Origin of the sequence: Cetobacterium somerae ATCC BAA-474 (assembly GCF_000479045.1) — a bacterium.
Taxonomy (GTDB): Bacteria; Fusobacteriota; Fusobacteriia; order Fusobacteriales; family Fusobacteriaceae; genus Cetobacterium_A; species Cetobacterium_A somerae.
This window is the reverse complement of sequence record NZ_KI518116.1, coordinates 35,983-61,179: the sequence shown is the minus strand read 5'-3', so window position 1 is coordinate 61,179 and position 25,197 is coordinate 35,983. Positions and strand designations below refer to the sequence as shown.

Here is a 25,197-nt window from a genome sequence, read left to right as displayed (position 1 = left end):
AGTTGCCAATCTTTTTTATTTTTTGTAAAATTTACTAAAAAAAATGCTTATAGCAGCATTTTTATTGCAACTATAAGCCCTAATAAAACAACAACAGTATTGAATATTTTTTGATTCATTATTTTCAATAGCTTTTTTGCTAGAAATACACCTAAAAATATAGTAGGAATAGCTACTGATCCTCTAGTTATAGTAAAGATATTAATATTTTTAAAAATAAATATATACATAAAAAGCTTTATTATGTTTATAACAGTAAAAAATACAGCTCTTGTACCTATAAAATCTTCTTCTTTTTGTTTATAACTAAGTAGATATACGTTAAAAATAGGTCCTGAAACATTTGCTAAATATGATGAAGCACCACCAAAGACTCCAAATAACCAGGAAAGTTTTGTTAATTTATGTTCATATTTTTTTAAGAAGAATAAAATGCTAGAAAACATAATGATAGTTGCAATAATTTTTCTAAAAATATCTTCTGAAATAGAGTTTGCAAAAATAGATGCGATAACCATTCCAATAACTGAGAAAGGTATAAGTTTTAAAACAATTTTTTTATCATAATTATTTCGATATAAATAGGAAACATATAAATCTGCTATTAAAAATGGAACAAACATTATTCCATTCCCTAATTTTGAACCATATATTGAAACTAATATTGGTGAAAAAAGAATAGCAGTTGACATTCCCATTAAACTAAAACCCATTCCAACTCCAACAATAAGCATAAATAAAATTTCTGAAATATCCATGTTGCCTCCTAAAGTGATATGTGAATAATAATAAATATAAATATGATGCCACCTAAAATTTTATGACTTTTAAGTACATTTTTTTTATATTTTATTGGAACTTTTTTTACAATAAAAGGAAGTGTTCCTAAAATCCAAAATAAGCTTAAAAGAAAAATACCACTAATACCAGTATATTTTTTTAAAACTGAAGGATATGCAAAAGCCATACCTAAACCATGTATAGTTCCTAAGATTATTGTTGTTATACCCAAAATTTTATGCAACTGAAGATGGCTTAATTTTCCTTTAAGAATTTTATTTAAAAATTCTTTATATTTATAATTAAGAATGAATACAGTTACTGTTAAAATTGCTGAAGTAAAAGCTAAAGAACCTATAAACTGAATAATATCTTTTAAATCCATAAAAATCCCTCCCAACTCTTTAATATAAATTATATTCTGAATAAACTAAAAAATCCTTTATAAGAGTGATATAATATATAAAAAAGAAAAGGAGAGACTATGAAAAAAGTTATATTTTTAGATAGAGATGGAACAATAAATGTAGAAAAATCATATCTTCATAAATGGGAAGATTTTGAATTTGAAAAAAATGCAATAGAGGGGTTAAAAGAATTAAAAAATTTAGGTTATGAATTTATAGTTGTCACAAACCAATCAGGTATTGGGAGAGGTTATTATACTGAAGAGGATTTAGTAACACTAAATAATCAAATGACTGAAAAACTAAAAGAGTTTGGAATAGAGATTTTAGAGTGTTTTTATTGTCCTCACCATCCAGAAAAAGGTATTGGAAAATACAAAGTTGATTGTAATTGTAGAAAACCCAATCCAGGAATGTTATTAGAAGGAATAAATAAATATAATGTAGATATAGAAAATTCTTTTATGATTGGAGATAAAAAAGGAGATTTAGAGGCTGGAAAAAAAGCAGGTTTAAAATCAGTTTTAGTTTTAACTGGTTATGGAAAAAAAATAGAAGAAGATGTAAAAAATCAATATTTAATTGCAAAAGATTTATTAGATGTTGCAGCTATATTAAAAAAATAAAAACTGGATTATATCCAGTTTTTATTTATATAAAAATCTTTATTAAAATAATTGCTATAATAATTTGACTTAATCCAACTAATAGTCCATAAAGAGATGCTTTAGGACCTTGCTTTATTAGCTCACTAATATTTACTCTCATACCAATACCAGCAAGAGCAACTATTTCGAATTTAGATGAAATCATTTTAAAGGTTTTAGATACTTCACCAGGAATTAATCCAAAACTAAATAATATACAAAGAATAAAAAATCCTATAATGTACCAAGGTACAGATATTTTATTTTTCTTTTTACTATATGCTTCCTCTTCTAAAGCAAACTCAGTATCCATTTCTAACTCTTTATTATTAAATTCTCTTGATAACCATAGAACAACAATAACTAAAAATACAATTCTTACAATTTTAAAAATAGTCGCCATTTCAAGAACATTATGATTAACCATACTTCCTGCTGCGATAACTTGTCCAACTGATTGCAAAATACCACCAAGAAGAGCTGAAGTTTGTAAAGTTTCAAAATTATAAAAATAACCAGCTATAGGAATTAAAGCAAACATAAGCATAGTTCCTGTTAAATTAACAATTGTAATAGATATCCCTTTATCATTGTCTTCAGCATTAATTACTGGTGAACTAGCTCCAATTGCTGAAGACCCACAAACGGCATTTCCACTTGCCATAAGAGCTCTGAAATGTTTTGAAAATCCAAGTTTTTTACCGATGAACATAGTTAAAGCAATTGTTAAAGTCATTTGTAAAAGAATAAAAGCGATACCAGAAACACCAAGTTGTAAAATAGTGTTAATACTTAAAGTACCTCCTAATAAAACAATTGAATATGAAAGTAAATCACTTTCCGAAAATTTAGAACCAGGAGCAAAAATAGTTGATTTAGCAAAAGTGTTTCCAGCTATAAGTCCTAAGAAAATAGCAAGGGGAGCTCCACCGATGCTTGGGACAAATTTCCCAAGAAAAACTCCAAGCTGTGCAATCAAAATACAAAGTAGTAGGCCAGGAATTATCTTCTTAGCAGAATTGAATATACTCAAAATAAAAAACCTCCTAAAATATATTGTTACTTTAATTACAATATAACATAAATTTGTATAAATTAATAGCTTTTTTTGAATCACGGGTCAAATTTTCTAGATGTGGGCTATAAATTGACTAATAAATCTAATTATGGTAATATATTGAGTAACAAATAAGCACAATAAAGCTAGGAAGGACGTAAGGATGTTTGGAGATTTATTAAAGAAGATTTTCGGTACAAGAAATGACAGAGAGATTAAAAGAATCAAGAAATTAGTAACAATGATAAACTCGTTAGAACCTGAAATAGAGAAACTTTCAGATGATGAGTTAAAGGGGAAAACTTACGAATTTAGACAAAGATTAGAGAAAGGTGAAACATTAGATGATGTTTTAGTTGAAGCTTTTGCAGTTGTAAGAGAAGCATCAAAAAGAGTTCATGGAATGAGACACTATGATGTACAATTAATTGGTGGAATTGTACTTCACGAAGGAAAAATAACAGAGATGAAAACAGGAGAAGGAAAAACATTAGTTGCAACAGCTCCGGTTTATTTAAATGCTTTAAGTGGAAAAGGAGTTCACGTTATAACTGTTAATGACTATCTAGCTCAAAGAGATAGAGAGTTAATGGGAAGAGTTTATGAATTTTTAGGATTAACTTCAGGGGTAATTGTAAATGGAATGGAAAATGCAGCAAGAAAAGCTGCTTATGAAGCTGATATTACATATGGTACAAACTCTGAATTTGGATTTGACTATTTAAGAGATAATATGGTTAACAAAGTTGAAGATAAGGTTCAAAGACCTTTAAATTTCTGTATAGTGGATGAGGTTGACTCGATACTAATCGATGAAGCTAGAACGCCGTTAATCATATCAGGAGCAGCTTCAGAAACAACAAAGTGGTACTCTATATTCTGTCAGGTAGCTTTCAGATTAGATAGAAGTTTTGAAACAGAAAAAATAAAAGATGCTAAAACAAAAAAAGAGATGAATATTCCTGACGAGCAATGGGGAGACTATGAAGTAGATGAAAAAGCTAGAAACATAGTTTTAACAGATAAGGGAATTAAAAAAGTTGAACAATTATTAAATATAGACAACTTATACTCACCAGAGCATGTTGAGTTAACTCACTATTTAAATCAAGCCTTAAAAGCAAAGGAACTATTTATAAAAGATAGAGACTATTTAATTAGAGAGGGAGAAGTAGTTATAATTGATGAATTTACTGGAAGAGCTATGGAAGGTAGAAGATACTCTGATGGTCTTCATCAAGCTATTGAAGCAAAAGAAGGAGTAAATGTTGCTGGAGAAAATCAAACACTTGCATCAATAACACTTCAAAACTATTTTAGAATGTATGATAAATTAGCTGGTATGACAGGAACAGCTGAAACAGAAGCAGCAGAATTTATGCATACTTATGGTTTAGAGGTAATTGTAATACCAACAAATAAACCTGTACAAAGAGTTGATTTTCCTGATTTAGTTTATAAAACAAAAAAAGAGAAAACAGATGCTATTATAAGAAGAATAGAAGAACTTTATGCAAAGGGACAACCAGTTTTAGTTGGTACTGTATCAATAAAAAGTTCAGAAGAACTTTCAGAGTTATTAAAAGAAAAAGGTATACCTCACAATGTTCTTAATGCTAAATTACATGCTAAAGAGGCTGAGATTGTAGCTCAAGCTGGAAGATATCAGGCTGTAACAATAGCTACTAATATGGCAGGTAGAGGAACTGACATCATGCTAGGAGGAAATCCAGAGTTCAGAGCTATTGCAGAGATTGGAAGTAGAGACGCTGGAAATTATCCAGTAATTTTAGATAAATATAAAGTTGAATGTGAAGAGGAGAAGCAAAAAGTAATTTCAGCTGGTGGATTATTTATTTTAGGTACAGAGAGACATGAGTCTAGAAGAATAGATAATCAGCTAAGAGGTAGAGCAGGAAGACAGGGAGACCCAGGAGCATCTGAATTCTATCTATGTTTAGAGGACGACCTTATGAGATTGTTTGGATCTGAAAGAATTCAAGGAGTTATGGAAAAGCTTGGACTACCTGAAGGAGAATCAATTCAACATAGAATGATAAATAAAGCTATCGAAAATGCTCAGAAGAAAGTTGAATCAAGAAACTTCGGAATTAGAAAAAATCTTCTTGAATTTGATGATGTAATGAATAAGCAAAGAGAAGCTATCTATGCAAGTAGAAATGAAGCTTTAGAGAAAGAAGACTTAAAAGAAACAATTTTAGGAATGTTAAAATCAAGTATTTCTGATATAGTTGTAGAAAGATTTGTAGGAGAATTTAAAGATGAGTGGGATATTGTTGGAGTTAAAGATGCTCTTCTTGAGAAGTACGGATATGAAATAACAGATATGGAAGAATATAAAGCTTTAACAGTTGAAGAGTATGCTGATAAAATATATAGAGATATAGAGAAAGATTATGAGAAAAAAGAGGAAGAAATAACTCCTGAAATCATGAGAAAAGTAGAGAAATATGTTTTATTTGAAGTTGTGGATGCTAGATGGAGAGAACACTTAAAAGCTTTAGATGCTTTAAGAGAGGGAATCTATTTAAGATCTTATGGACAAAAAGATCCATTAGTAGAATATAAAATTATATCTGGAGATATGTACTCTAGAATGTTATCAACAATAAAAACAGAGGCAACATCATATATGTTTAAAGTTGTTGTTAAAAATCCTGAAGAGGAAGTTGTAGAGCCTGGGGTAGAAGAGGAATTAGATTTTGATTCAGCTTGTAAGTGTGGAAGTGGAAAAATATACGGAAAATGTTGTGGAAGAGTGTAGGGAGGAAAAATGAAAAAAACTATAGTTCTAGTTGCAATGTTAGCTGCATTAACAGCATGTAGCTCACTAAATAAAAACAATGTTAATTTACAAGAAAAGTATAAGGTTGATACAGTGGCTATGAAAAACTGGGAAGAAACATTCAGTACAGTAATAATAGGAGAATCTGAATTAGAAGATTGGTATGGAGCAGATCAACCAATAAGTTATTTAGCAAGAAATCAAAAGCTAGATCAAAAACAAGTAAAGTTTTTAGATTCTTTAAAGACAAAGGGAGAGATAACAGAAGCAGATCAAGAGCAATTTAACTCTATATTAGAAAAAACTGTAAAAAAACTTCCAAGAGAATACTATTTAAAAGATGAAAACTTTAAAGACCCTGCAGGATTAGCTAAATATATGGTAACTCAATCATATGTTAGAATGGCAAACCCATCTAATCATATAGCTAATGAAGTTGCTACAAAAGAGGAATGGGCTGAAATAGTTGAATTCTCTAAAAAGAGCGACTTATCAGAAAAAGAGATCAAAAGATTTAGAAAACTTCTAAATAAATTTATAAAAAGAGGAGAATTCTTTGATTCAAAATCATGGTATTTTGTAGAAGTATCTCCTAGAGTTGTACAAGTAAATGATATTTACAAGAAAAAAGAGAAGACAAAGTTAGAGAAGAATAATATAAATGCAAAGGCTTTATACCTTGCTTATTCAGAGTATTTTTCAAAATTAGAAAAGTGGGATGACTAAAAAACTGTGGCGCCTTTAGAGATAAAGGTGCCATTTTTACTTAAGGGAGGAGTCTTATGAAGGATTTAAGTGAAAGGTATGATTTACATACTCATACAACATATTCAGATGGAACATTTACTGTGGAAGAGCTTTTAAAAAGAGCTAAATATATTGGTTTAAAAGGAATAGCAATAACAGACCATGATACAATGGAAGGTATTTCTGAGGGGAAAGAGATAGCCCATGAACTAGATTTAAAATTTATACCTGGAATAGAGTTTTCATGCTCTTATCAAGGATATGAAATTCATATTTTAGGATATTTTTTAAACGACAAATCAGAAAAATTAGCGTCAAAACTAATAGAACTAAAAAAAGCCAGAAAAGAAAGAAATGAAAAAATTATTAAAAAACTAAATAATTTAGGCCTTAAAATAACAATGGAAGAGATAGAAAAAGAAGCTACAGGAACTATCGTGAGCAGAGCTCATATATGTAATGTTATGATGAACAAAGGATTTGTTTATTCAAAAGGTGAAGCTTTCAAGCAGTACTTAGGAAGAAATGGTGTAGCTTATGTAGAGAAAGGTAGCTCAGATCCTATTGAGATTATAAAACTTATAAAGGAATGCAAGGGAATCTCAGCTCTAGCTCATCCTAGTTTAATTTGTGATTCAAGAGAAAGAACAGAAAAGATAATAGATATTCTTTTAGAGGCTGGATTAGATGGATTAGAGGTAGAGTATAGTTCATATACACCTAAAGAGATTAAATATTATAGAAAGTTGGCCACAGAAAAAGGTTTGTTGAAAGTTGGAGGATCAGATTTTCATGGTGGAAATAGAGTGGGAGTAGATATTGCTCATGCTTCTATTACTGAAGAGGATATAAAAGATTTATTAGAAAGAGAAAGCAAGGAGGAAGTAAAATGATTATAGTAACAGGAGCAGCTGGATTTATAGGAAGTGCTTATATTTGGAAATTAAATGAGATGGGAATAAATGATATATTAGCTGTTGATAAATTAAGAACTGAGGAAAAATGGTTAAATTTAAGAAAGAGAGATTATGCTGACTGGTGTGATAGAGATGAGCTTTTTGCATGGCTTGAAAATGAAGAAAATGCAAGTAAAGTAACAGCAGTTTTACACATGGGAGCTATATCAGCAACAACTGAGAAAGATGGAGATCTTTTAATGAAGAATAACTATGAGTATTCAAAAAAATTATGGGATTTCTGTGCTGATAGAAATATTGTGTATGTATATGCCTCTTCAGCAGCAACTTATGGAGGAGGAGAGCAAGGATATAGTGATGAGGGGACTCCAGAAGAATTAAAAAAATTAATGCCATTAAACAAATATGGATATTCTAAAAAATTCTTTGATGATTGGGCATTTAAGCAGGAAAAAGCTCCGAAACAATGGATAGGAGCTAAATTCTTTAATGTTTATGGACCACAAGAGTATCATAAAGGAAGAATGGCTTCAATGGTATTCCACACATTTAACCAATTTAATGAAAATGGAGGAGTAAAACTATTTAAATCTCATAAAGAGGGATACAGAGATGGAGAGCAATTAAGAGACTTTATCTATATTAAAGATGTTGTTGATATGTTATATTTCTGTATGTTTAATGAAGTTCCATCAGGGGTTTATAATATAGGAACAGGAGAAGCAAGAAGCTTCCATGACTTATCAATGGAAACTATGAAAAATGCTAGTGAAAACTTTGAATTAAAAACAGAAGAAGTAATAGAGTTTGTTCCAATGCCAGAGGATTTAAGAGGAAGATATCAATACTTTACACAAGCTTCTATGAGAAAATTAAGAGAAGCAGGTTATACTAAAGAGTTCTGTTCTTTAGAGGACGGAGTAGCTGACTATGTAAAATATCTTAAAAAAGAGGATAGCTACCTATAGGAGGAGATGAAATGAATCCATTTTTACTAGTTATTATACTGGGAATTGTAGAAGGGATGACAGAGTTTGTTCCTGTAAGTAGTACGGGTCATATGATATTAGTGGAGAGATTTATAAACTCTCCTCTTGTGTCTAAAAGTTTTATGGATAACTTTTTAGTAATCATTCAGTTTGGAGCTATTTTATCAGTTGTAGCTTACTTTTGGAAAGATTTAACTCCTTTTGTAAAAACAAAAGAGGAGTTTAAAGAGAAGTTTTCTTTGTGGACAAAGATAATTGTAGGGGTTTTACCTGCAGGAGTTATTGGGTTATTAGCAGATGATTATATATCTGAATTCTTTATGGATAACACAACAGTAGTTGCAAGTATGCTTATACTTTATGGTATTATTTTTATTTTAGTTGAAAGAAAAAACTTAAAGGGTAAAGTAACTTCAATAAAGCAGATGTCATATAAATTGGCTTTTACAATTGGATTTTTCCAATGTTTAGCTATGATTCCAGGAACATCGCGTTCAGGAGCAACAATAGTAGGATCTTTACTTTTAGGTGTGTCTAGAGCAGCAGCAGCAGAGTATTCATTTTTCCTAGCTATTCCAACAATGGCAGGGGCAACTCTACTGAAGCTCTTAAAAAATGGACTTAATTTTACAACGTTAGAATGGCAGCTTTTAATAGTAGGATCTGTAGTTTCTTTTGTTGTAGCATATGTTGTTATTAATTGGTTTATGGGATATATAAAAAAGAGAACTTTTGTGGCTTTTGGAGTATATAGAATCATAATTGGAATTTTAGTTTTATTATTAATGAAATAGGAAGTGGTGTATTTAAGTGTCAATAGTTACTAACTTTCCTTTAAGTGAAAAAAGTTTAGAGGAGTTTGTAAGAATTATGTTACCTAAAGAAGTAGGTAAAGATATAAAAGGTGAAGTAAGTTATAAAGGGAATAAGATAATTGTAAAAGCTGAAATAGATGGAAAAGAAGCTATAATGGAAGAGGAGAATTTAGAGCATACAATTGAAGATCAAAATTTAATAATGTTAAAAGGTGGTTTATTAAAAGCACTTAATAAAAATTATCCATGGGGAAGTTTAATTGGTGTAAGACCTACTAAAATGACTAGAAGACTTATGCAAATGGGATTTTCAAAAGAAAGAGTTAAGAATCTTTTAAATAATATGTACCTTGCTAATTTTGATAAAATAGATCTTTTAATGAGAGTAATTGAAACAGAGGAAAGATTATTAAATAAAGATGCAATGAATATGTATATAGGAATTCCTTTTTGTCCATCAAAATGTAGATACTGCTCTTTTGCATCTTACGAAATAAATAGCAGTTTAGGGCGTTTTTATCCAAAATTTGTAGAAACACTTTTAGAAGAGATTGAGCTTGTAGGAGAACTTTCAAAAAATAAAGGTTATAAATATGAATCATTGTATATAGGTGGTGGAACACCAAGTATTTTAACAGAAGAGGATACTGAAAAAGTTTTAAAAGCAGTTCATAAAAATATAGATCTTTCAAACTTAAAAGAGTTTACTTTTGAAGCTGGAAGAGAGGATGCTATAACAAAAAGAAAATTAGAGATTCTTAAAGAATACGGAGTAGATAGAGTAAGTTTAAATCCTCAAACATTTAAAGAGCAAACTTTAAAAGATTTAAACAGAACTTTTAATAGAAAACATTTTGATGAAGTCTATAGAGATATAAAAGAGATTGGATTTATCTTGAATATGGATTTAATATTGGGGTTACCTGGTGAAAGTGTTGAAGATATATTAAGTACTTTAAATGAGCTTGAGAAATATGACATAGAAAACTTAACAGTTCACGCTCTAGCTAAAAAGAAAGGTTCACCTCTATATCATGAAGATTTTGAGGAGTCTGAAGTTGAAAGAATGTTAGTTGAAAATGCAATAGGTGAACTTGTAAAAAGAAAAGGAATGGAACCTTACTATATGTATCGTCAAAAAAATAGTTTAGATTGGGGAGAAAATGTAGGATACTCTATTCCTGGAGCTGAATCTAGATTTAATATAGAGATGATAGAAGAAAATCAACAAACTATGGGTCTTGGTGGTGGAGCTATAAGTAAAGCCATTCATAAAGAAACAGAATATATTGATCAAATAGAAAGATTAGTTAATCCTAAAGATCCAGCATTATATATTGCAGAGATGAGGATGAGACACAATAAGAAAATAGAACTTTTTTCTAAGGAGATATAGTATGAAAAAGTTAATTTTTTCAATTTTAATTTTATTAATATCAACTTTCTCTTATGGAATAATAGAAAGTGAGTTTAAAGTTATTGAGAGTAAAAATACACTAGATACTCAAAATTTACTTTTAGATATTAATAAAGCAAGCAAAAGTGATATGTTAAAAAATGGAATATCTCAAAGTTATGTTGATAAGATAATAGAGTATAGAGATATAACTGGTGGATATAAAAAATTAAACGAAATGACTAGAATATCTGGAATTGGAAAAAAGACTTATGAAAAGCTAAAAGTAAAGTTTAAAGAGCCACAAAATATTAAACTAAATAGATTTAATATCAATAAGGCAGATGATAAAACTTTAATATATTATGGATTTAGTAAAAAAGAGATACAAAGTATTAGAAAATACCATGAAAATAGTATTATTAGGAATAATTTAGAATTAAAAAAAATTATTTCCAGTAAAAAATATGAAGATTTAAAAGATTATATTGATTATTAGAGGTGAAAAAAATGAGTAGATTAATTAGAGGTGTAAGTAAAAATGCAAGATTTGTTCTTGTAGATACAAAAGATATTGTACAGGAAGCTTTAGATATTCATAAGTGTAGTCCAACTGCTATATCAGCTTTTGGAAGACTTCTTTCAGCAGGAGTAATGATGGGAGCAACCTTAAAAGGAAATGATATACTAACACTTAGAACAATGACAGATGGACCTTTATCAAGTATGGTAGTAACAGTTGATAAGGATGGTGTAAAAGGTTATGTTTCAAATCCAGAAGCAGATCTACCAGCAAAAGAAAATGGACAACCAGATGTACAAGCTTTAGTAGGAAGAGGAACTTTAAATGTTATTAAAGATTTAGGATTAAAGGATCCTTATGTTGGAGTATCAACAATAGAAAGTGGAGAGATTGCATATGATATTGCATATTATTATGTAACTTCAGAACAAACGCCTACAGTAATTGCTTTAGGTGTAGATTTAGAAAATGAAACAACAGTTAGATCAGCTGGTGGATACATGATTCAGCTTTTACCAGATGCAGAAGAAGGTTTTATAGTAGAGTTAGAGAAGAAAATAGGAGCTATTAGAAGCGTAACAGAACTATTTAAAGGTGGAATGGATATTGAAAGAATTTTACACCTTTTATATGAAGATATGAATGATGAAACTCATGAAAAATTAGTAGAGCCATATGAAATTTTAGACTCAAAAGAGATAAAATATAATTGTAATTGTGATAAAGAGAAATTCTATAAAGGAATTATAACTTTAGGAAAAGAGCAGTTAGAAGAGATATTAGCTGAAAGAGGAGAGGTAGAAGCTGAGTGTCATTTCTGTGGAAAAAGATACTCGTTTAAAAGAGAGGATTTAGGTGAGATACTGTGATTAAATTAATAGGGGTATTAATTATTCTAATTGGATTTATAATCAAATTAGATACTATAGCTGTTGTTTTAATAGCTGGAATAGCAACAGGACTTGTTGCAGGAATTGACTTTGTTGAGGTTTTAAATATTTTAGGAACAGCTTTTGTTCAAACTAGATATATGACACTTTTATTATTAACGCTTTCTGTAGTTGGAATACTAGAAAGAAATGGTTTGAGAGAAAGAGCATCAATTTGTATATCAAAGTTGAAAGGTGCAACAGCTGGAAAAGTTTTATCAATATATGTAACTGTAAGAATGTTAGCAGCAGTTTTATCTATGAGATTAGGTGGACATGTTCAGTTTATTAGACCATTAATTTATCCTATGGCAAAAGGTGCTATTGAGAAGGATGGAGTAGTATCAGAAGAGTTAGATGAAGATTTAAAAGGAATAACTAATGCTTCAGAAAACTACGCTAACTTCTTTGGGCAAAATGTTTTCGTAGCATCTTCTGGAGTTCTTTTAATTGTTGGAACTTTACAAGAGTTAGGTGTAAAGGTAGAAGCGTATGATGTGGCTAAAGCTTCTATACCAGTGGCATTAATAACTTTAGTATTAGCATATTTCCAATACTATCGTTTAGATAGAAAAATTAAAAAGTTAAGAGCAAAGTAGGAGGCAAAATTAATGGATGTAAAGATGTTATTAGAATTTATGTATATACTTTGCGGAATTATTTTATTGATAAGCGGTGTATATTCATTTTTAGATAAGAAGAATCCTAAGAGAATAGGATCAGCAGCATTTTGGATTATATTTGGATTCTTATTTATAGGTGGACCTCATGTAAATCCATCAATAGTAGGAGGATTACTTTTAGTAATGGGAGTTTTAAGTGCTACAAAATCTGTTTCACTTGCTTCATTTACAACAAGTACAGAGGAGTTTAGAGAGAAACAAGCTCATAAAATTGGAAATATGTTATTTGTTCCAGCTGGATTAATAGGAGTTGTAGCATTTTCAATAGCTCAATTTACAAAATTAGGTGGATTAATAGGACTAGGAATTGGGGCAATAGTTGCACTAGTTGTTACTATGATAGTAACAAAAGAAAAGTTTGATAAAATTCCTTATGATTCAAGTAGAATTTTACAACAAATGGGTCCAACAGTTATTTTACCACAACTTTTAGGATCTTTAGGTTCTGTATTTGCTAAAGCTGGAGTTGGAACTGTAATTGCCGGAATAATGGGAAGTGTAGTTCCAGAAGGAAATATTTTAGCTGGAGTAACTGTTTATTGTTTAGCAATGGCTATATTCACAATGATTATGGGAAATGGATTTGCGGCTTTTGCAGTTATAACAGCAGGAATAGGTTATCCATTTGTTATAGCTCAAGGTGGTAATCCGGCAGTAGTTGGAGCTCTTGGATTAACAGCAGGATTCTGCGGAACTTTATTAACACCAATGGGAGCTAATTTCAATATAGTTCCAGCATCGATACTAGAGATGAAAAATAAAAATGGTGTAATATTAAAGCAAGTAGGTGTAGCGGTACCTCTTCTTGCAATACATGTTGTATTAATGTATTTCTTAGCATTTTAATTTTTAGGAGGTAGTGTAATGAAAGTTTTAATTACAGGTTTTGATCCATTTGGAGGAGAAAGTATAAATCCAGCATGGGAAGCAGTGAAGGCAATGAAAGATAGTATTGACGGTATAGAGGTAATAAAATTACAAATACCAACAGTTTTCAAAAAATCAGCTGAAAAACTATTTGCAGGAATAGAAGAGCATAAACCAGATGCTGTTATATGTATTGGACAAGCTGGAGGAAGATATGATATGTCAGTTGAAAGAGTAGCTATTAATATGGATGATGGTAGAATTCCAGATAATGAAGGATATCAACCAATAGATACTCCAGTTTACGAAGATGGAGAGAATGCTTATTTTGCAACGCTTCCTATTAAAGGGATTGTTGAAGAGATTAAGTTAGCAAAAATACCAGCTTCAGTTTCAAATACAGCTGGAACATATGTATGTAATCATATAATGTACTCATTACTTTATTATATATCAAAGAATAATTTAAATATAAAAGGTGGATTTATTCATGTTCCTTACATAACAGAGCAAGTTGTTGATAAGAAAAATATGCCTTATATGGAAGTTACAACTATAACAAAAGCTTTAGAGTGTGCAGTTCAAGCATTAAATAAATATAAAGTAGATGTTAAAGTTTCAGGTGGTAAAGAGTTTTAATAAAAAAAGCCCGTCATAAAGATGGGCTTTTCTTTTACTCTTCAATAATACCAAAGATTTCTTCTAAATTTAATAAAATTTGTTCCTTAGAAGAATCATTAATTTTAACTCCAGATTTTTTAGAAAAAATAACTTTATCATTAATACTAAATAAAGAGTTTACCTCAGAATCAGTACTTAAAGAGATTATTTCCCCAATTCTATAATTTTTTTCCTCATTATTTTGAATTAATATAATCCCTGTTGATGTTTTTTCTTCTAAATTTATAGTTTTAACAAGAACTCTTTTACCAATAGGTTTAATTTTCATTTTTACCTCCTAAAATATTTTAAGATAATAAAATTGTAACAAAAAAAAATAAAAAAGCAATAAAAATAAAAGAAGAGATGACGGGAACATCTCTTCTTAAAACGGGTTTCTAACCAATCAACTGGAGGGTTGCTGGCTATTTATATAATAAGTTTAGCACCTTATTATTGATTTATGATATAATTAAATAAAGATATACTATTTTTATTTAATTTGGTAAAAAAAATATCTCGAAAAAACGACGTGTGTTTTACAAGGTAAAATATACATTAAAAAAAAGGGTTTGTCAATAAAAAAAATAAAGGAGTCGGGGATGGATTTTAAAAGTCAAAATAAAAACATTACAAATTTATTAAAATTTATTAATCAATGTGGTGGGTCTAATAAGTTAGAGATTGCTGAAAATATAATGGTTTCGCCAGCAGCTTTAACAAAAATTTCTAAAAAATTACTTGGGGATAATATACTTGTTGAAAAAAAATATATAGATGAAAATAATAGAAAAAAAAATCTATTGGTTATAAATTATGAAAGATTCTATTCTATGGGTGTATTAATAGAGGAGAATTTTACAAAGGTTATATTAACAAATTTAAAAAATGATATTTTAGGGGAGCTGAAATTTAAAAATAACTATAATGGTGATTTTGACGAATATTTAAAAGCTTTGCTTGAATTTATTGAAAAACTTGCAAAAGAAAATAAAGTTTTACCTGAGAAAATACTAGGCGTTGGTGTTGTAGTAACCAATGAGTTTATTGTAAAAAAATCATTAGATTTATTTAAAGAGGATAGATTTTTAACTTTAAAAAAATCAATCATGGATAAATTTTCAGGATATGTATTTGTAGAAACTGAAATTAGAGCAGAAGCTTTATACGAAGCTTTCTTAGCTCCAGAATATAAAGATTTTTTCTTAGTTAAATATGGAGAAAAAAGAGGAAGTGCTATTATTATAGATAATAAGCTTGTAAATCCAGCTATTTCTCATTATAGATCAATGGGAACTAGACATTTTATAGTGGAACCTAACTCAGATGTATATTGTGAAATTTGTAAGAAAAAAGGATGTTTTGATACAATGGTTTCACCTAAAAATATATTTGAAGAAATTTTAAAGGAAAATAATTACTCAACTCGTATAGTAGATATGTATAAAAATATGAGTTTTGAAGAGTTCATAAAAAGGGCAGAAAGTGGAGAGATAACTGAATGTAAAGCACTGAGAAAAGTAGCAAGATATATTGCAATTCTTATGATTAATCACAATAATTTACTACCTTTAGATACTTTTTTGCTTTCTGGAAGAGTATTTAAAAGTTCACTTTTCTTAAGTTATTTAAAGATGTATTTACAAGAGTTTCAACTAGGAGAAGTTCATGAAAAACTTATAGTTTTAGATAAACATGTGTTTAGAGAAGAGCTAGTAGCTTCATTTTTACCAATAAATTATATTTTTTATAATTATCATTTTCAAGATAATTTAGAAGAGTAAATTTTAAGAGATAGAAATCTATCTCTTTTTTTAATGGATAAATTTCATATAGTAAAATAAAAATAAAAATATAAAAGTGAACTTTTCTTTTAAAAATAAGGGTTTATAGATAAAAAGTAAACAAAAAAATAATTTACTAAGAAAAATTATATTTACAAATTTAAAAAAATATTGTATAAAGAATACAGTGGAAAAGAAATATTTTTTTACTATAAAAAATTATTTCTCAAAATAACACAATTAAAAATCGGAGGGGATTTTATGAAAAAATTAGCACTTTTTTTAGGATCTTTACTTGTTGTAGGAACTGCAGTTCAAGCTAAAGAGGTTGTTGTAGCTCCAGTTGAAGTATCGAAAGAGATTATAGTTGTAGCTGAGCCTGTAGTTGAAGAGGTTGTAGCACCTGTATTTAAACCAACAGGATATGTAGGAGTACAGTATAGAGCTTACGGTGAAACAGAAGGTCATGGAGATGACATTAGATGGAATACAGCTACAAATGCTGCAGATGATAACCAAGATACATGGAATAGAGGAGCTAATAAATACTCTAGACTTGAAACAACTTTTGGTGTTCAAGCAACTGAGAACTTCAAATTAGAAGGAAGAATCAGAGATTATAACAACTTAGAGAGCAACGGAGATAGAAATAAAAACTCTAAAAACGGGACTGAAACAAGATTAAGAGCTTACTATCAACATAACGATTGGTTTACTTCAAGAGTACAATATAGAGATGAAGAGGATGACTCTCAAAACTTAGAGTACCAAGCAAGATTTACAGTATATAAAAATGAAGGAGCATTATTAAGCAAATTATTACTTGCTCCAAAAGTATATCACTCATTCCCAGAAGATGGTGGATCTAACTATATGAACACTATCGGTATGGATATCGAGTACGCAGGTAACTTACCATTAGGATTTACTTGGGATGGTACAATCTATTTAAATCAAAATTTCTATGGACAAGACTTCCATACAAATGCTGATTTAACAGATAATAAAGATAAAGATTTCGTAGCAGAGTGGGAAATCTACTTATACAGAACATTTGCATTATATTCAACAGATAACTATGCAATTGATTTCAACTTTGAAGGTGGATATGATCCATATAAATTTGGACAATATGATAAGTATACTAAAAATGAAACTACAGGAAAAGTTTCTAAGTCAGCTAAAACAACTTATAGCTTATACACATTATTAACATTAGATGCAGAGTATAAAGTAACTGAAAACTTTGCAGTAAATGCTGGAGTTGGAGCAGAGTACAGAAACTGGAATATAACAGCTCAAGATGCTGCTTCTCACTGGAGATGGCAACCACTTGCATATGTAGGAATGAAAGCTACATTCTAATAGATATGCAATTAAAAACCCTTGGATTAATCCAAGGGTTTTCTTTTTTATAATCAATTTTTTTAATATCCACCATAGTTATCAGCAGCTAAAATAGCAGCTAAAACTTTTTCAGGAGTAACTTTAAAAGGCATATTATGAATTGTTTCTCCTGGTGCACAAGCTAGCTTAGCTACTTCTAAAAGTTTTTCTCGTTCAATAGAATTAACTCCTAAATCTTCTAAAGAGGTTGGGAGTCCAATATTTTTACAGAAAAATAAAACTTCGTCAATCTCTTCCATTGGTGCATTTTCAAGGAATAGTTGAACCAAAGTTCCAAAAGCTACTTTTTCACCATGATATAAGTCATGGCACTCTTCAAGAGCTGTTAATCCATTGTGAATAGCATGAGCAGCAGCTAATCCACCACTTTCAAAACCAATACCGCTCAAATATGTATTAGCTTCAATAATATTTTCAACAGCTTTAGTACAAACACATTTTTGTGCAGCAAACATAGCTTTTTCTCCATCTGCTATAAGTGTATCAAAGCATAGTTTAGCAAGAGCCATAGCAGCTTTAGTAGGAAGTCCACCACCCATATTTAGAGCTCCTGATTGCTCACATGCTCTAGCTTCAAAGTATGTAGCTAAGGCATCGCCCATTCCGCTAGCTAAAAGTCTAGCAGGAGCTTTAGCAATAATCTCTGTATCCATTAAAACTATATTTGGATTACTTGGTAAAATAAGATATTCATCAAAAACACCGTCATCAGTATAAAGAACTGATAAAGCACTACATGGAGCATCAGTTGATGCAATAGTAGGAACAATTATAACGGGAAGATTTGAGTAGTGTGCAAGAGCTTTAGCAGTATCTAAAGTTTTACCACCTCCAACTCCAATAATAATTTCAGATTTTTTTTCTTTTAAAATCTCTTTTAATCTATTAACCTCATTTTTTGAGCACTCGCCGTTAAAAATTTCAAAAGTTGCTATTAAATTTTCTTTTTTAAAACTTTCTTTTATAATATCTTCAGTTATACTCATAACAAAGTTATCAGCAATAATAAAAGCATTTTTTTTAGCATATTTAGCAATATTGCTTAAAGAGTTAGCTCCCTGAATATATTTACTTGGTGATAAAATGATGTTTTCCATTTAATACCTCCATAACCTTTAATAAAAAAGAACTTTCATATCTATTTATTACCACTAAACTCTTAATTTGTAAATAGAAAAGTGGTATAATTTAATAAAAAAGGATGGTGGAGAATGCTAAAACTTTTTGATTTAGTTGAAGAGAGCGAACCGAAAAAAAGAATAGATGAATTGAGAAAAGAGATAGAGCGTTATAACTATTATTATTATACTAAAAATGAATCTATAATCTCTGACTTTGAATTTGATAAACTTTTAAAAGAGTTAGAAAAATTAGAAAAAGATTATCCTGAATTTAAAGAGGAGATATCTCCAACAAAACATGTGGGAGCAATTGATTTAAAAGAATCTAAGTTTAAAAAAGTTATTCATAAAAAGCCTATGTTAAGCTTAAGTAACTCATACAATATTGAGGATGTAATTGCTTTTACAGAGAGAATAGAAAAAAATCTTGAGTATAAGCATGAAAGATTAGAGTATGTTCTTGAGTTAAAGTTAGATGGAGCTAGTATAAGTATAACTTACGAAAAAGGTCAACTTGTAAGAGCAGTAACAAGAGGGGATGGAATAGAGGGAGAGGATGTTACAGAAAATATCTTAGCTATTAATACAATTCCTAATTATTTAAAAGAGGATGTTGATTTAGAGGTTAGAGGAGAGATTGTACTTCCTTTAAGTCAATTTGAAAAATTAAATGAAGAAAGATTAAAAAATGGTGAAGAGATATTTGCCAACCCAAGAAACGCAGCTAGTGGAACTTTAAGACAGTTAGATTCAGAAATAGTTAAAGAAAGAGGATTGGATGCTTATTTCTATTATGTAGTGGAACCTTTAAAATATGGTTTTAAAACTCATAAAGAAAGTTTAGATTATTTAGATAAAGTAGGAATAAAAACAACTGGAGTAGCTGAGGTTATTGATGACTTAACTATTATGGAAAAAAGAATAGCTTACTGGGAGATTGAAAGAGAGAAGTTAGACTTTGAAACAGATGGATTAGTAATAAAATTAGATAATATAGATTTATGGGAAGAGGTAGGATATACAACAAAAAGTCCAAGATGGGCAATAGCTTACAAATTTCCAGCAAAACAGGTAACAACTAAACTTTTGGGTATAACTTGGCAAGTTGGAAGAACTGGAAAAGTTACTCCTGTAGCAGAGTTAGAAGAGGTTGAACTATCTGGAAGCAGAGTTAAAAGAGCTAGTTTACATAATATGGATGAGATTTTAAGAAAAGACATTAGAGTTGGAGATAGAGTATTTATAGAAAAAGCAGCTGAAATTATTCCACAAGTTGTAAGTTCTATAAAAGAGGTTAGAACAGGAGAGGAAAAAGAAGTTACTCCTCCAACAAACTGCCCAGTGTGCGAATCAGTTTTAGAAAAGGAGGAGGGGTTAGTTGATTTAAAGTGTGTAAATCCTAACTGCCCAGCAATTATTCAAGGAAGTATAGAGTATTTTGTATCTCGTGATGGGATGAATATAAGTGGATTTGGAAGTAAGATTGTAGAAAGAATGCTAGAGTTAAATTATATAAAAGATATTACTGATATATATAATTTAGGAGAACATAAAGAAGAACTTATGCAATTGGATAAGATGGGAGAAAAAAGTGTAGAAAAACTTTTAGCTTCAATAGAGAAAAGCAAAGAGAGACCATACTCTAAAACACTATATGCTTTAGGAATACCTTTTGTTGGAAAATTTTTAGGAAATGTTTTAGCAAAGAAAAGTAAAAATATAGATAGATTATCTCAAATGTCTAAAGAGGAACTTTTAGAGATTGATGGTGTTGGTGATAAAGTTGCAGAATCTGTTTATAACTTTTTTAGAGATGAAAAATCAATGGCAATAGTGAAAAAGTTAAAGTATTATGGAGTAAACTTTGGAAAATCAGATGAAGAAGTTGAAGAGAAAATTGTTGAAAATGGTAAGTTTTCAGGAAAGACATTCCTATTTACAGGAAAACTACAAAGATTTAAAAGAGAAGAGATTAAAGACTTAATAGAATCTTTAGGTGGAACAAATTTATCATCTGTGAGCAAAAAGCTTGATTACTTAATTGTTGGAGAGGATGCAGGTAGTAAATTAACAAAGGCAAAAGAGATTGGAACAATAAATATTTTAACAGAGGATGAATTTATAGAGTTAACAAAATAATAAAAACCTCCCTAGGCTTAAGCCTAGGGAGGTTTTTATATATATTAGCACTTTATTTATAAATTATTTATTAAGCAGCTTCAGTTTCATTTAAAGACTTCTCATATACTCTTAAGAAAGGAATGTATAAGAAGAATGAAACAGCAACCAATCCACAACTTAGGATAAACGCAGTAATACTGAAGTTAGTAGCAAGTAATGCTCCGATTGGCCCTGGAGTTGTCCAAGGAACAAGAGTTATAATTTTTCCTACTAAATCAAACTTTGTAGCAAACCATGCTATACAAGCATTTAATACTGGGATTCCAACGAATGGAATGAATAGTAATGGGTTCATTACAATAGGTGCTCCAAACATTATTGGTTCATTGATATTGAATACTGCTGGAATAACTGAAAGTTTTCCAATTGATTTAATATGTGCATTCTTACTTACAGACATAGCAAGTGCAAGTCCTAAAGTAGCTCCAGCTCCTCCGATATAAACATAAGCATCAAGGAATCCTCCTGCAAATATCTTAGGTAAAGCTTCACCAGCTTGAAGAGCAGCTTGGTTAGCAGCAAGGTTAGATAGTGTTATAGAGTTAATAATAGCTATAACGATATTTGTTCCGTGTAATCCAGCAAACCATAAAAGGTGAGTGATTATGATAATAAAGATTACAGAGATTAATGAATCAGACATATTTAATAATGGTGCAAAAGCTTTTAAAATAATCTCAGGAACCATAATGTTTAAGCTCTTCATTGCAAATATATTCATTGCGTGGAAGATGATTGTAACAAATACGATTGGGATTAATAACTCAAAAGATTTAGCAATTGCAGGTGGTACAGAATCAGGTAGTTTTATAACAAACTTCTTTTGTACTAATAGTCTGAATATTTCAATAGCTATTATTGCTCCTAGGATAGCTGTAAATAATCCTTTAGCGTCAAGGTATCTAGCATCCATAATTGGCATCCATCCACCATCAGGGATAAGGAATAGAGCTCCAGCTCCCTCAGCTTGACCAACAGGTAACCAATCTAGTTTCGCTGAAACTAGTAAAAATGCATACATTGATAAGAATCCACCAGTTGTACCATTAAGACCGTAGCTATTAGATAAAGACATTCCAATTCCATAAGAAACGAATAGAGACATAATTCCCATACTTACATAGAAAGGTTGTACTAAATCTCCTTTAAAAGATCCCATTAAATTAGCGTACCATTCCATGTAAAGTACGTTATTAGGATCAGTAAATGGTAGGTTTACCATTAAAAGGATAAATGAACCAATAATTAAGAACGGCATTGTGTAAACGAAACCGTCTTTGATTGCATTTAAATATCTGTTTTGTCCAACTTTGGCAGCAACAGGCATAAGTTTTTCTTCAATAAGATTCATAAAGTTACTCATAAATTTTTCCTCCGTTTTTTAGTTTTATTATATCAAATTTTATAGAAAGGGGTGGAGGAAAAAACTTCCCCTCCCCATAATTTTTATAATACTTTTATATAGTTGATATTAGTTAAACTTGTAGTTTAAACCAACGTATGTCCACCACATATCAAGATCTTTTTTACCTTCGTTACCACCGATTTTATCAGCGTTTTTGTAATCTCTAGTATTATCATCATATGCAACTCCTAAGAAAGTTGAGAATTGCTCATTGATTACATAGTTAGCCATTAATTCATATCTAACTCTTGATCCAGCTTTGTTCTCATAATCTCTTATGTAATCTCCATTAACTTTAGCATCTTGAGTTCTCTCTAAAGTGAATCTGATTCTAGGCATGATAGTTAATTTTTCAGTAGCTTGATATGGCATCATAACTCTTAATTGAGTTTCAACCATTTCATAAGAATCATACATCTCTCCAGTAGTATAGATAGTAGGATTTAATGATAACTTTTCAGTTAATTTAAATGAAGGTCCAAAATCTCCTTCCCAGTACCATCCATTATCTCTTTCAGAAGAAATTGTATGTGTACCTGGAGCATCTTTTAATTCATTTAAACCTGTTGATTTATCTTTATCATATCCTACAACTAACCATCCAGCTAACATTCCGTTAAAATGATTAAAGTCAGTTCCTAATTCATATCTATCTCTAGTCCAGTTAGATTGGTAAGCATTTTTAGAATAATCTCTAGTTCTTTCTTCATTTCTATATTTTAAATGGAATGCTTGGTTAGCAAATAATTGATATCTAACTTTCCAGTCTACTCTTAGTGCTTCCCACTCAGCATCAGGTCTATTGAATCCTAAATCTCCACCAAATCTTTTCTCAACATTTAAATCTAAAGTTAATTTTCCTTTTGAAGCAGATACTCCAGTTCCAATGAAAGTTCCATCTTCATCGTCACCAATATTTTCTCCAGGTCCTTGCCATCTTAAAGATGATCCCCCATCAAAATCCTCTGTCTCTAAGTACATTCTACCATTAAAAGTCCATTTATCTTCTGGAACTTCAACCATAGTCATAACTTGAGTTTCTTCGTTTACATTCTCTTCTCTAATTTCCCCAGCAACAGGTGCAACTGTTTCAGTAGTAGTTGTAGGACTTGCTACAACCTCTTTAGCAAAAACGTTTGTACCTAATAATGATAAAGCAGCTAATAAATAAAGTGATTTTTTCATTTGTTACCCTCCCGTTTTTTAAATAAAAGTGTTATTATTATTTTTATTTTAATTACTTAGCTAAGCTTAAAGCAAAGTCTAAAATTTTCTTACCGTTTAAAGTTCCATATGCCATAGTATCAATTACATCTAAAGGCTTTCCAGCTTCAGCAGCGATAGCAGCTAATTCAGCTTTCTTAAATCTAACTTGTGGACCTAAAAGGAATACATCATATTTAGGTAATAATTCGTGGAATTGCTCTAAACCTACAGCATCAATTTTAACTTCTATATTTTCAGCAGCAGCAGCAGCTTCCATTTTTTTAACAACCATACTTGTTGACATTCCTGCAGAACAAAGTAATAATATTTTTTTCATAATTGTTTCTCCTTTTGATTTACATATTTGAATTTTTAATTTAAAATTTTTAATTTATGTTGAGTGAACCATTCACCTGACACTAGAATTATAAAATATGTTTTAAAAAAAGTCAAATTTCACAAAAATCAGACTTTTTTCGTCAAATAACAATATATATAATAAAAAAAAACTTGAAAATAAGAGAGAAATATTGTATTCTTTAATAGGAACGAAAAAAAAAACAAAAAAAATCGTCTAATTTTCATGGAAAACTGTTAAAAAAAAACAAAAAAATTTAAAAAAAATTAATAATTATACAAAAAAGGTGGTGGAAGTATGAGAAAAATGGCTTTTGATTTTTCTAAAAATGATATTTTTATAGATACAGATAAAAAGTTAAACAAAAAAGAAAGAGATTTTTTAGAGGTAATCAGAGAAAGATATAAAGGAAAAAATGAAAAATATATAGTTTTTACAGAAAAAGAGTTGAAATCAATTGTAAAAGAAAGAGGATTAATAGAAGATTTTTTAGATAAATTTTCTAAAAGAAGAATTCATTTGAAATTAGTTGAAAAAGATGAAGAGATATTTTTCTCGTCATTTCCCATATTTGATTTTTATATGAGAAATAGAGAGGAGTATAGGCTTTATATATCAAAATCTTTAAAATCATTAAAAGAGAGTGGAATATTTGATGATATAGATTTACTTCTAATACTTTTATTTAAAGATAAAAAAAGTTTTCAACTATATTTAGCTATGATAAAAAATAGAAATCAAGGTGGATTTTTGATAAGTAGAGATCAACTAAAGGAACTTTTAGGTGTAGGACAAGAAAACTATGAAAGATTTTATGATTTTGAAAAAACAATTTTAAAACCAGCCTTAGAAGATATAAATCAATTAACAAAATATAATATAGATTATAAAAAAATAAAAAATAGCGATGGTTTTACAAGTAAAATAATGGAGATAGAATTTATATTTAATCATAAATTATCTCCAATATTAGCTGAAGAGATTGATAGATTACTACTTCCTCTTAGAGATAGAGTAGATTCTATATCAAAAGTAAGTAAAGTAATAGAGGAAGCATTATTAAAAGAGGGAGTAGAGTTTGTAAGAAATAATCTTTATCATTTAGATAAAGGTATCTCTGGTTCTTTAGATGATGCTATATGTTTGGCTTTAAAAGAAAATCAGAATATAGATCATCAAGAGAAATATATTTTAGTTAGTAAAACAGTAGATATATTTTCAAATAGATTTATCTTTGAGTCAAGACTTTATAAAGAACTTTTAAAATGTAAGTTTTATTATAATTACAATTTTTTAAAAGCTTTAAGAAATATGAAAGTTGGAGAGACTCTAGAATATAAAGATGAAAGACATAAAATCAATATTCTTTATTTAGATAAAGGTAGAGAGAGTACTATAGAGATATATAAAACATCAGAAGATGCTACAGGAGAAAAAAAATAAATTTACCCGTTAATATGTGAAAAAAAGTAAAAAGTAATTGAAATTATTGTAGATATTAGACGAAAAAAA

General features: G+C 29.6%; 23 protein-coding genes and 1 pseudogene. 16 read left to right on the top strand and 8 right to left on the bottom strand.

Features of this window, described 5'->3' with window-relative positions; translation table 11 throughout:
* Positions 1–47 precede the first annotated feature (47 nt).
* Both HMPREF0202_RS04655 and HMPREF0202_RS04650 read right to left on the bottom strand, forming a co-directional pair.
* Positions 48–758 carry a sulfite exporter TauE/SafE family protein gene (locus tag HMPREF0202_RS04655; RefSeq protein WP_023052138.1) on the bottom strand — a complete coding sequence of 237 codons (711 nt, stop codon included), beginning with the start codon at positions 756–758 and terminating at the stop codon, positions 48–50.
* Between the two features lie 8 nt (positions 759–766).
* Positions 767–1,165 carry a hypothetical protein gene (locus HMPREF0202_RS04650; protein WP_023052137.1) on the bottom strand — a complete coding sequence of 133 codons (399 nt, stop codon included), beginning with the start codon at positions 1,163–1,165 and terminating at the stop codon, positions 767–769.
* 99 nt (positions 1,166–1,264) lie between these two features.
* Between HMPREF0202_RS04650 and gmhB the strand changes: the two are divergent.
* A pseudogene (gene gmhB, locus HMPREF0202_RS04645) lies at positions 1,265–1,810 on the top strand (D-glycero-beta-D-manno-heptose 1,7-bisphosphate 7-phosphatase); the annotation flags it as partial.
* Positions 1,811–1,838: 28 nt separating this feature from the next.
* Here the strand turns inward: gmhB and HMPREF0202_RS04640 are convergent.
* A complete protein-coding gene (locus HMPREF0202_RS04640) occupies positions 1,839–2,867 on the bottom strand; it encodes a YeiH family protein (RefSeq protein ID WP_211231161.1) in 1,029 nt (342 codons plus the stop codon).
* Positions 2,868–3,054: 187 nt separating this feature from the next.
* Here HMPREF0202_RS04640 and secA point away from each other — a divergent pair, with 187 nt between their 5' ends.
* Genes secA through pcp form a run of 11 tightly spaced genes read left to right on the top strand, consistent with a single transcriptional unit; the run spans position 3,055 to position 14,202 of the window.
* The gene (gene secA, locus HMPREF0202_RS04635) at positions 3,055–5,676 is read left to right on the top strand and encodes a preprotein translocase subunit SecA (protein ID WP_023052133.1); all 2,622 of its coding nucleotides are present in this window, start codon (positions 3,055–3,057) and stop codon (positions 5,674–5,676) included.
* Between the two features lie 9 nt (positions 5,677–5,685).
* Positions 5,686–6,423, top strand: coding sequence for a hypothetical protein (locus tag HMPREF0202_RS04630; RefSeq protein ID WP_023052132.1), 738 nt, complete (start codon positions 5,686–5,688; stop codon positions 6,421–6,423).
* 56 nt (positions 6,424–6,479) lie between these two features.
* Positions 6,480–7,337, top strand: a complete 858-nt coding sequence (locus HMPREF0202_RS04625; protein WP_023052131.1) for a PHP domain-containing protein — start codon at positions 6,480–6,482, stop codon at positions 7,335–7,337.
* A complete protein-coding gene (rfaD, locus tag HMPREF0202_RS04620; protein WP_023052130.1) occupies positions 7,334–8,329 on the top strand; it encodes an ADP-glyceromanno-heptose 6-epimerase in 996 nt (331 codons plus the stop codon). The genes HMPREF0202_RS04625 and rfaD overlap by 4 nt, the downstream gene beginning before the upstream one ends.
* 11 nt (positions 8,330–8,340) lie before the next feature.
* Positions 8,341–9,144, top strand: a complete 804-nt coding sequence (locus HMPREF0202_RS04615) for an undecaprenyl-diphosphate phosphatase (protein WP_023052129.1) — start codon at positions 8,341–8,343, stop codon at positions 9,142–9,144.
* A 16-nt stretch (positions 9,145–9,160) separates the two neighbouring features.
* Positions 9,161–10,561 carry a coproporphyrinogen III oxidase gene (locus HMPREF0202_RS04610; RefSeq protein WP_023052128.1) on the top strand — a complete coding sequence of 467 codons (1,401 nt, stop codon included), beginning with the start codon at positions 9,161–9,163 and terminating at the stop codon, positions 10,559–10,561.
* 1 nt (position 10,562) lies between these two features.
* Complete coding sequence (locus HMPREF0202_RS04605) at positions 10,563–11,060, top strand: ComEA family DNA-binding protein (RefSeq protein ID WP_023052127.1); 498 nt, start codon at positions 10,563–10,565, stop codon at positions 11,058–11,060.
* Positions 11,061–11,071: 11 nt separating this feature from the next.
* Entirely contained in the window at positions 11,072–11,953 is an 882-nt protein-coding gene (gene hslO, locus HMPREF0202_RS04600) for an Hsp33 family molecular chaperone HslO (protein ID WP_040406370.1), read from the top strand.
* The gene (locus tag HMPREF0202_RS04595) at positions 11,950–12,612 is read left to right on the top strand and encodes a DUF969 domain-containing protein (protein WP_023052125.1); all 663 of its coding nucleotides are present in this window, start codon (positions 11,950–11,952) and stop codon (positions 12,610–12,612) included. Before hslO ends, HMPREF0202_RS04595 begins: the two co-directional genes overlap by 4 nt.
* Before the next feature lie 12 nt (positions 12,613–12,624).
* Positions 12,625–13,542: a DUF979 domain-containing protein gene (locus tag HMPREF0202_RS04590; protein WP_023052124.1), complete on the top strand. Its 918-nt coding sequence runs from the start codon at positions 12,625–12,627 to the stop codon at positions 13,540–13,542.
* An 18-nt stretch (positions 13,543–13,560) separates the two neighbouring features.
* Entirely contained in the window at positions 13,561–14,202 is a 642-nt protein-coding gene (pcp, locus tag HMPREF0202_RS04585; RefSeq protein ID WP_023052123.1) for a pyroglutamyl-peptidase I, read from the top strand.
* Between the two features lie 34 nt (positions 14,203–14,236).
* On the opposite strand, the gene HMPREF0202_RS04580 is transcribed toward pcp, so the two are convergent.
* On the bottom strand, positions 14,237–14,512 hold the full coding sequence (locus HMPREF0202_RS04580) for a chaperonin GroS (protein WP_023052122.1): 276 nt from the start codon (positions 14,510–14,512) through the stop codon (positions 14,237–14,239).
* Between the two features lie 313 nt (positions 14,513–14,825).
* Between HMPREF0202_RS04580 and HMPREF0202_RS04575 the strand changes: the two genes are divergently transcribed.
* The gene (locus HMPREF0202_RS04575; RefSeq protein WP_023052121.1) at positions 14,826–16,007 is read left to right on the top strand and encodes an ROK family transcriptional regulator; all 1,182 of its coding nucleotides are present in this window, start codon (positions 14,826–14,828) and stop codon (positions 16,005–16,007) included.
* Positions 16,008–16,268: 261 nt separating this feature from the next.
* Positions 16,269–17,372, top strand: a complete 1,104-nt coding sequence (locus HMPREF0202_RS04570; protein ID WP_040406368.1) for a FomA family porin-like outer membrane protein — start codon at positions 16,269–16,271, stop codon at positions 17,370–17,372.
* A gap of 62 nt (positions 17,373–17,434) precedes the next feature.
* Here the strand turns inward: HMPREF0202_RS04570 and HMPREF0202_RS04565 are convergent, their stop codons facing one another.
* The gene (locus HMPREF0202_RS04565; RefSeq protein ID WP_023052119.1) at positions 17,435–18,511 is read right to left on the bottom strand and encodes a glycerol dehydrogenase; all 1,077 of its coding nucleotides are present in this window, start codon (positions 18,509–18,511) and stop codon (positions 17,435–17,437) included.
* Positions 18,512–18,625: 114 nt separating this feature from the next.
* On the opposite strand from HMPREF0202_RS04565, the gene ligA reads away from it, so the two are divergent.
* Positions 18,626–20,674 (top strand): NAD-dependent DNA ligase LigA, encoded by a 2,049-nt coding sequence (ligA, locus tag HMPREF0202_RS04560; RefSeq protein ID WP_023052118.1) that lies wholly within the window; start codon positions 18,626–18,628, stop codon positions 20,672–20,674.
* A 70-nt stretch (positions 20,675–20,744) separates the two neighbouring features.
* On the opposite strand, the gene celB is transcribed toward ligA, so the two are convergent.
* From celB to HMPREF0202_RS04545, 3 genes are all read right to left on the bottom strand, one after another.
* Positions 20,745–22,079, bottom strand: a complete 1,335-nt coding sequence (gene celB, locus HMPREF0202_RS04555; protein WP_040406366.1) for a PTS cellobiose transporter subunit IIC — start codon at positions 22,077–22,079, stop codon at positions 20,745–20,747.
* 108 nt (positions 22,080–22,187) lie between these two features.
* Positions 22,188–23,306 (bottom strand): hypothetical protein, encoded by a 1,119-nt coding sequence (locus HMPREF0202_RS04550; protein WP_023052116.1) that lies wholly within the window; start codon positions 23,304–23,306, stop codon positions 22,188–22,190.
* Positions 23,307–23,358: 52 nt separating this feature from the next.
* A complete protein-coding gene (locus HMPREF0202_RS04545; protein WP_023052115.1) occupies positions 23,359–23,664 on the bottom strand; it encodes a PTS sugar transporter subunit IIB in 306 nt (101 codons plus the stop codon).
* A 318-nt stretch (positions 23,665–23,982) separates the two neighbouring features.
* Between HMPREF0202_RS04545 and HMPREF0202_RS04540 the strand changes: the two genes are divergently transcribed.
* Complete coding sequence (locus HMPREF0202_RS04540; protein ID WP_023052114.1) at positions 23,983–25,128, top strand: replication initiation protein; 1,146 nt, start codon at positions 23,983–23,985, stop codon at positions 25,126–25,128.
* Positions 25,129–25,197 lie beyond the last annotated feature (69 nt).

Coding starts and splice junctions, on each gene's coding strand:
- HMPREF0202_RS04655 (WP_023052138.1), bottom strand. CDS start 758: ATGGATATTTCAGAAATTTTATTTATGCTTATTGTTGGAGTTGGAATG.
- HMPREF0202_RS04650 (WP_023052137.1), bottom strand. CDS start 1,165: ATGGATTTAAAAGATATTATTCAGTTTATAGGTTCTTTAGCTTTTACT.
- secA (WP_023052133.1), top strand. CDS start 3,055: ATGTTTGGAGATTTATTAAAGAAGATTTTCGGTACAAGAAATGACAGA.
- HMPREF0202_RS04630 (WP_023052132.1), top strand. CDS start 5,686: ATGAAAAAAACTATAGTTCTAGTTGCAATGTTAGCTGCATTAACAGCA.
- HMPREF0202_RS04625 (WP_023052131.1), top strand. CDS start 6,480: ATGAAGGATTTAAGTGAAAGGTATGATTTACATACTCATACAACATAT.
- rfaD (WP_023052130.1), top strand. CDS start 7,334: ATGATTATAGTAACAGGAGCAGCTGGATTTATAGGAAGTGCTTATATT.
- HMPREF0202_RS04615 (WP_023052129.1), top strand. CDS start 8,341: ATGAATCCATTTTTACTAGTTATTATACTGGGAATTGTAGAAGGGATG.
- HMPREF0202_RS04605 (WP_023052127.1), top strand. CDS start 10,563: ATGAAAAAGTTAATTTTTTCAATTTTAATTTTATTAATATCAACTTTC.
- hslO (WP_040406370.1), top strand. CDS start 11,072: ATGAGTAGATTAATTAGAGGTGTAAGTAAAAATGCAAGATTTGTTCTT.
- HMPREF0202_RS04590 (WP_023052124.1), top strand. CDS start 12,625: ATGGATGTAAAGATGTTATTAGAATTTATGTATATACTTTGCGGAATT.
- pcp (WP_023052123.1), top strand. CDS start 13,561: ATGAAAGTTTTAATTACAGGTTTTGATCCATTTGGAGGAGAAAGTATA.
- HMPREF0202_RS04580 (WP_023052122.1), bottom strand. CDS start 14,512: ATGAAAATTAAACCTATTGGTAAAAGAGTTCTTGTTAAAACTATAAAT.
- HMPREF0202_RS04575 (WP_023052121.1), top strand. CDS start 14,826: ATGGATTTTAAAAGTCAAAATAAAAACATTACAAATTTATTAAAATTT.
- HMPREF0202_RS04570 (WP_040406368.1), top strand. CDS start 16,269: ATGAAAAAATTAGCACTTTTTTTAGGATCTTTACTTGTTGTAGGAACT.
- HMPREF0202_RS04565 (WP_023052119.1), bottom strand. CDS start 18,511: ATGGAAAACATCATTTTATCACCAAGTAAATATATTCAGGGAGCTAAC.
- ligA (WP_023052118.1), top strand. CDS start 18,626: ATGCTAAAACTTTTTGATTTAGTTGAAGAGAGCGAACCGAAAAAAAGA.
- celB (WP_040406366.1), bottom strand. CDS start 22,079: ATGAGTAACTTTATGAATCTTATTGAAGAAAAACTTATGCCTGTTGCT.
- HMPREF0202_RS04550 (WP_023052116.1), bottom strand. CDS start 23,306: ATGAAAAAATCACTTTATTTATTAGCTGCTTTATCATTATTAGGTACA.
- HMPREF0202_RS04545 (WP_023052115.1), bottom strand. CDS start 23,664: ATGAAAAAAATATTATTACTTTGTTCTGCAGGAATGTCAACAAGTATG.
- HMPREF0202_RS04540 (WP_023052114.1), top strand. CDS start 23,983: ATGAGAAAAATGGCTTTTGATTTTTCTAAAAATGATATTTTTATAGAT.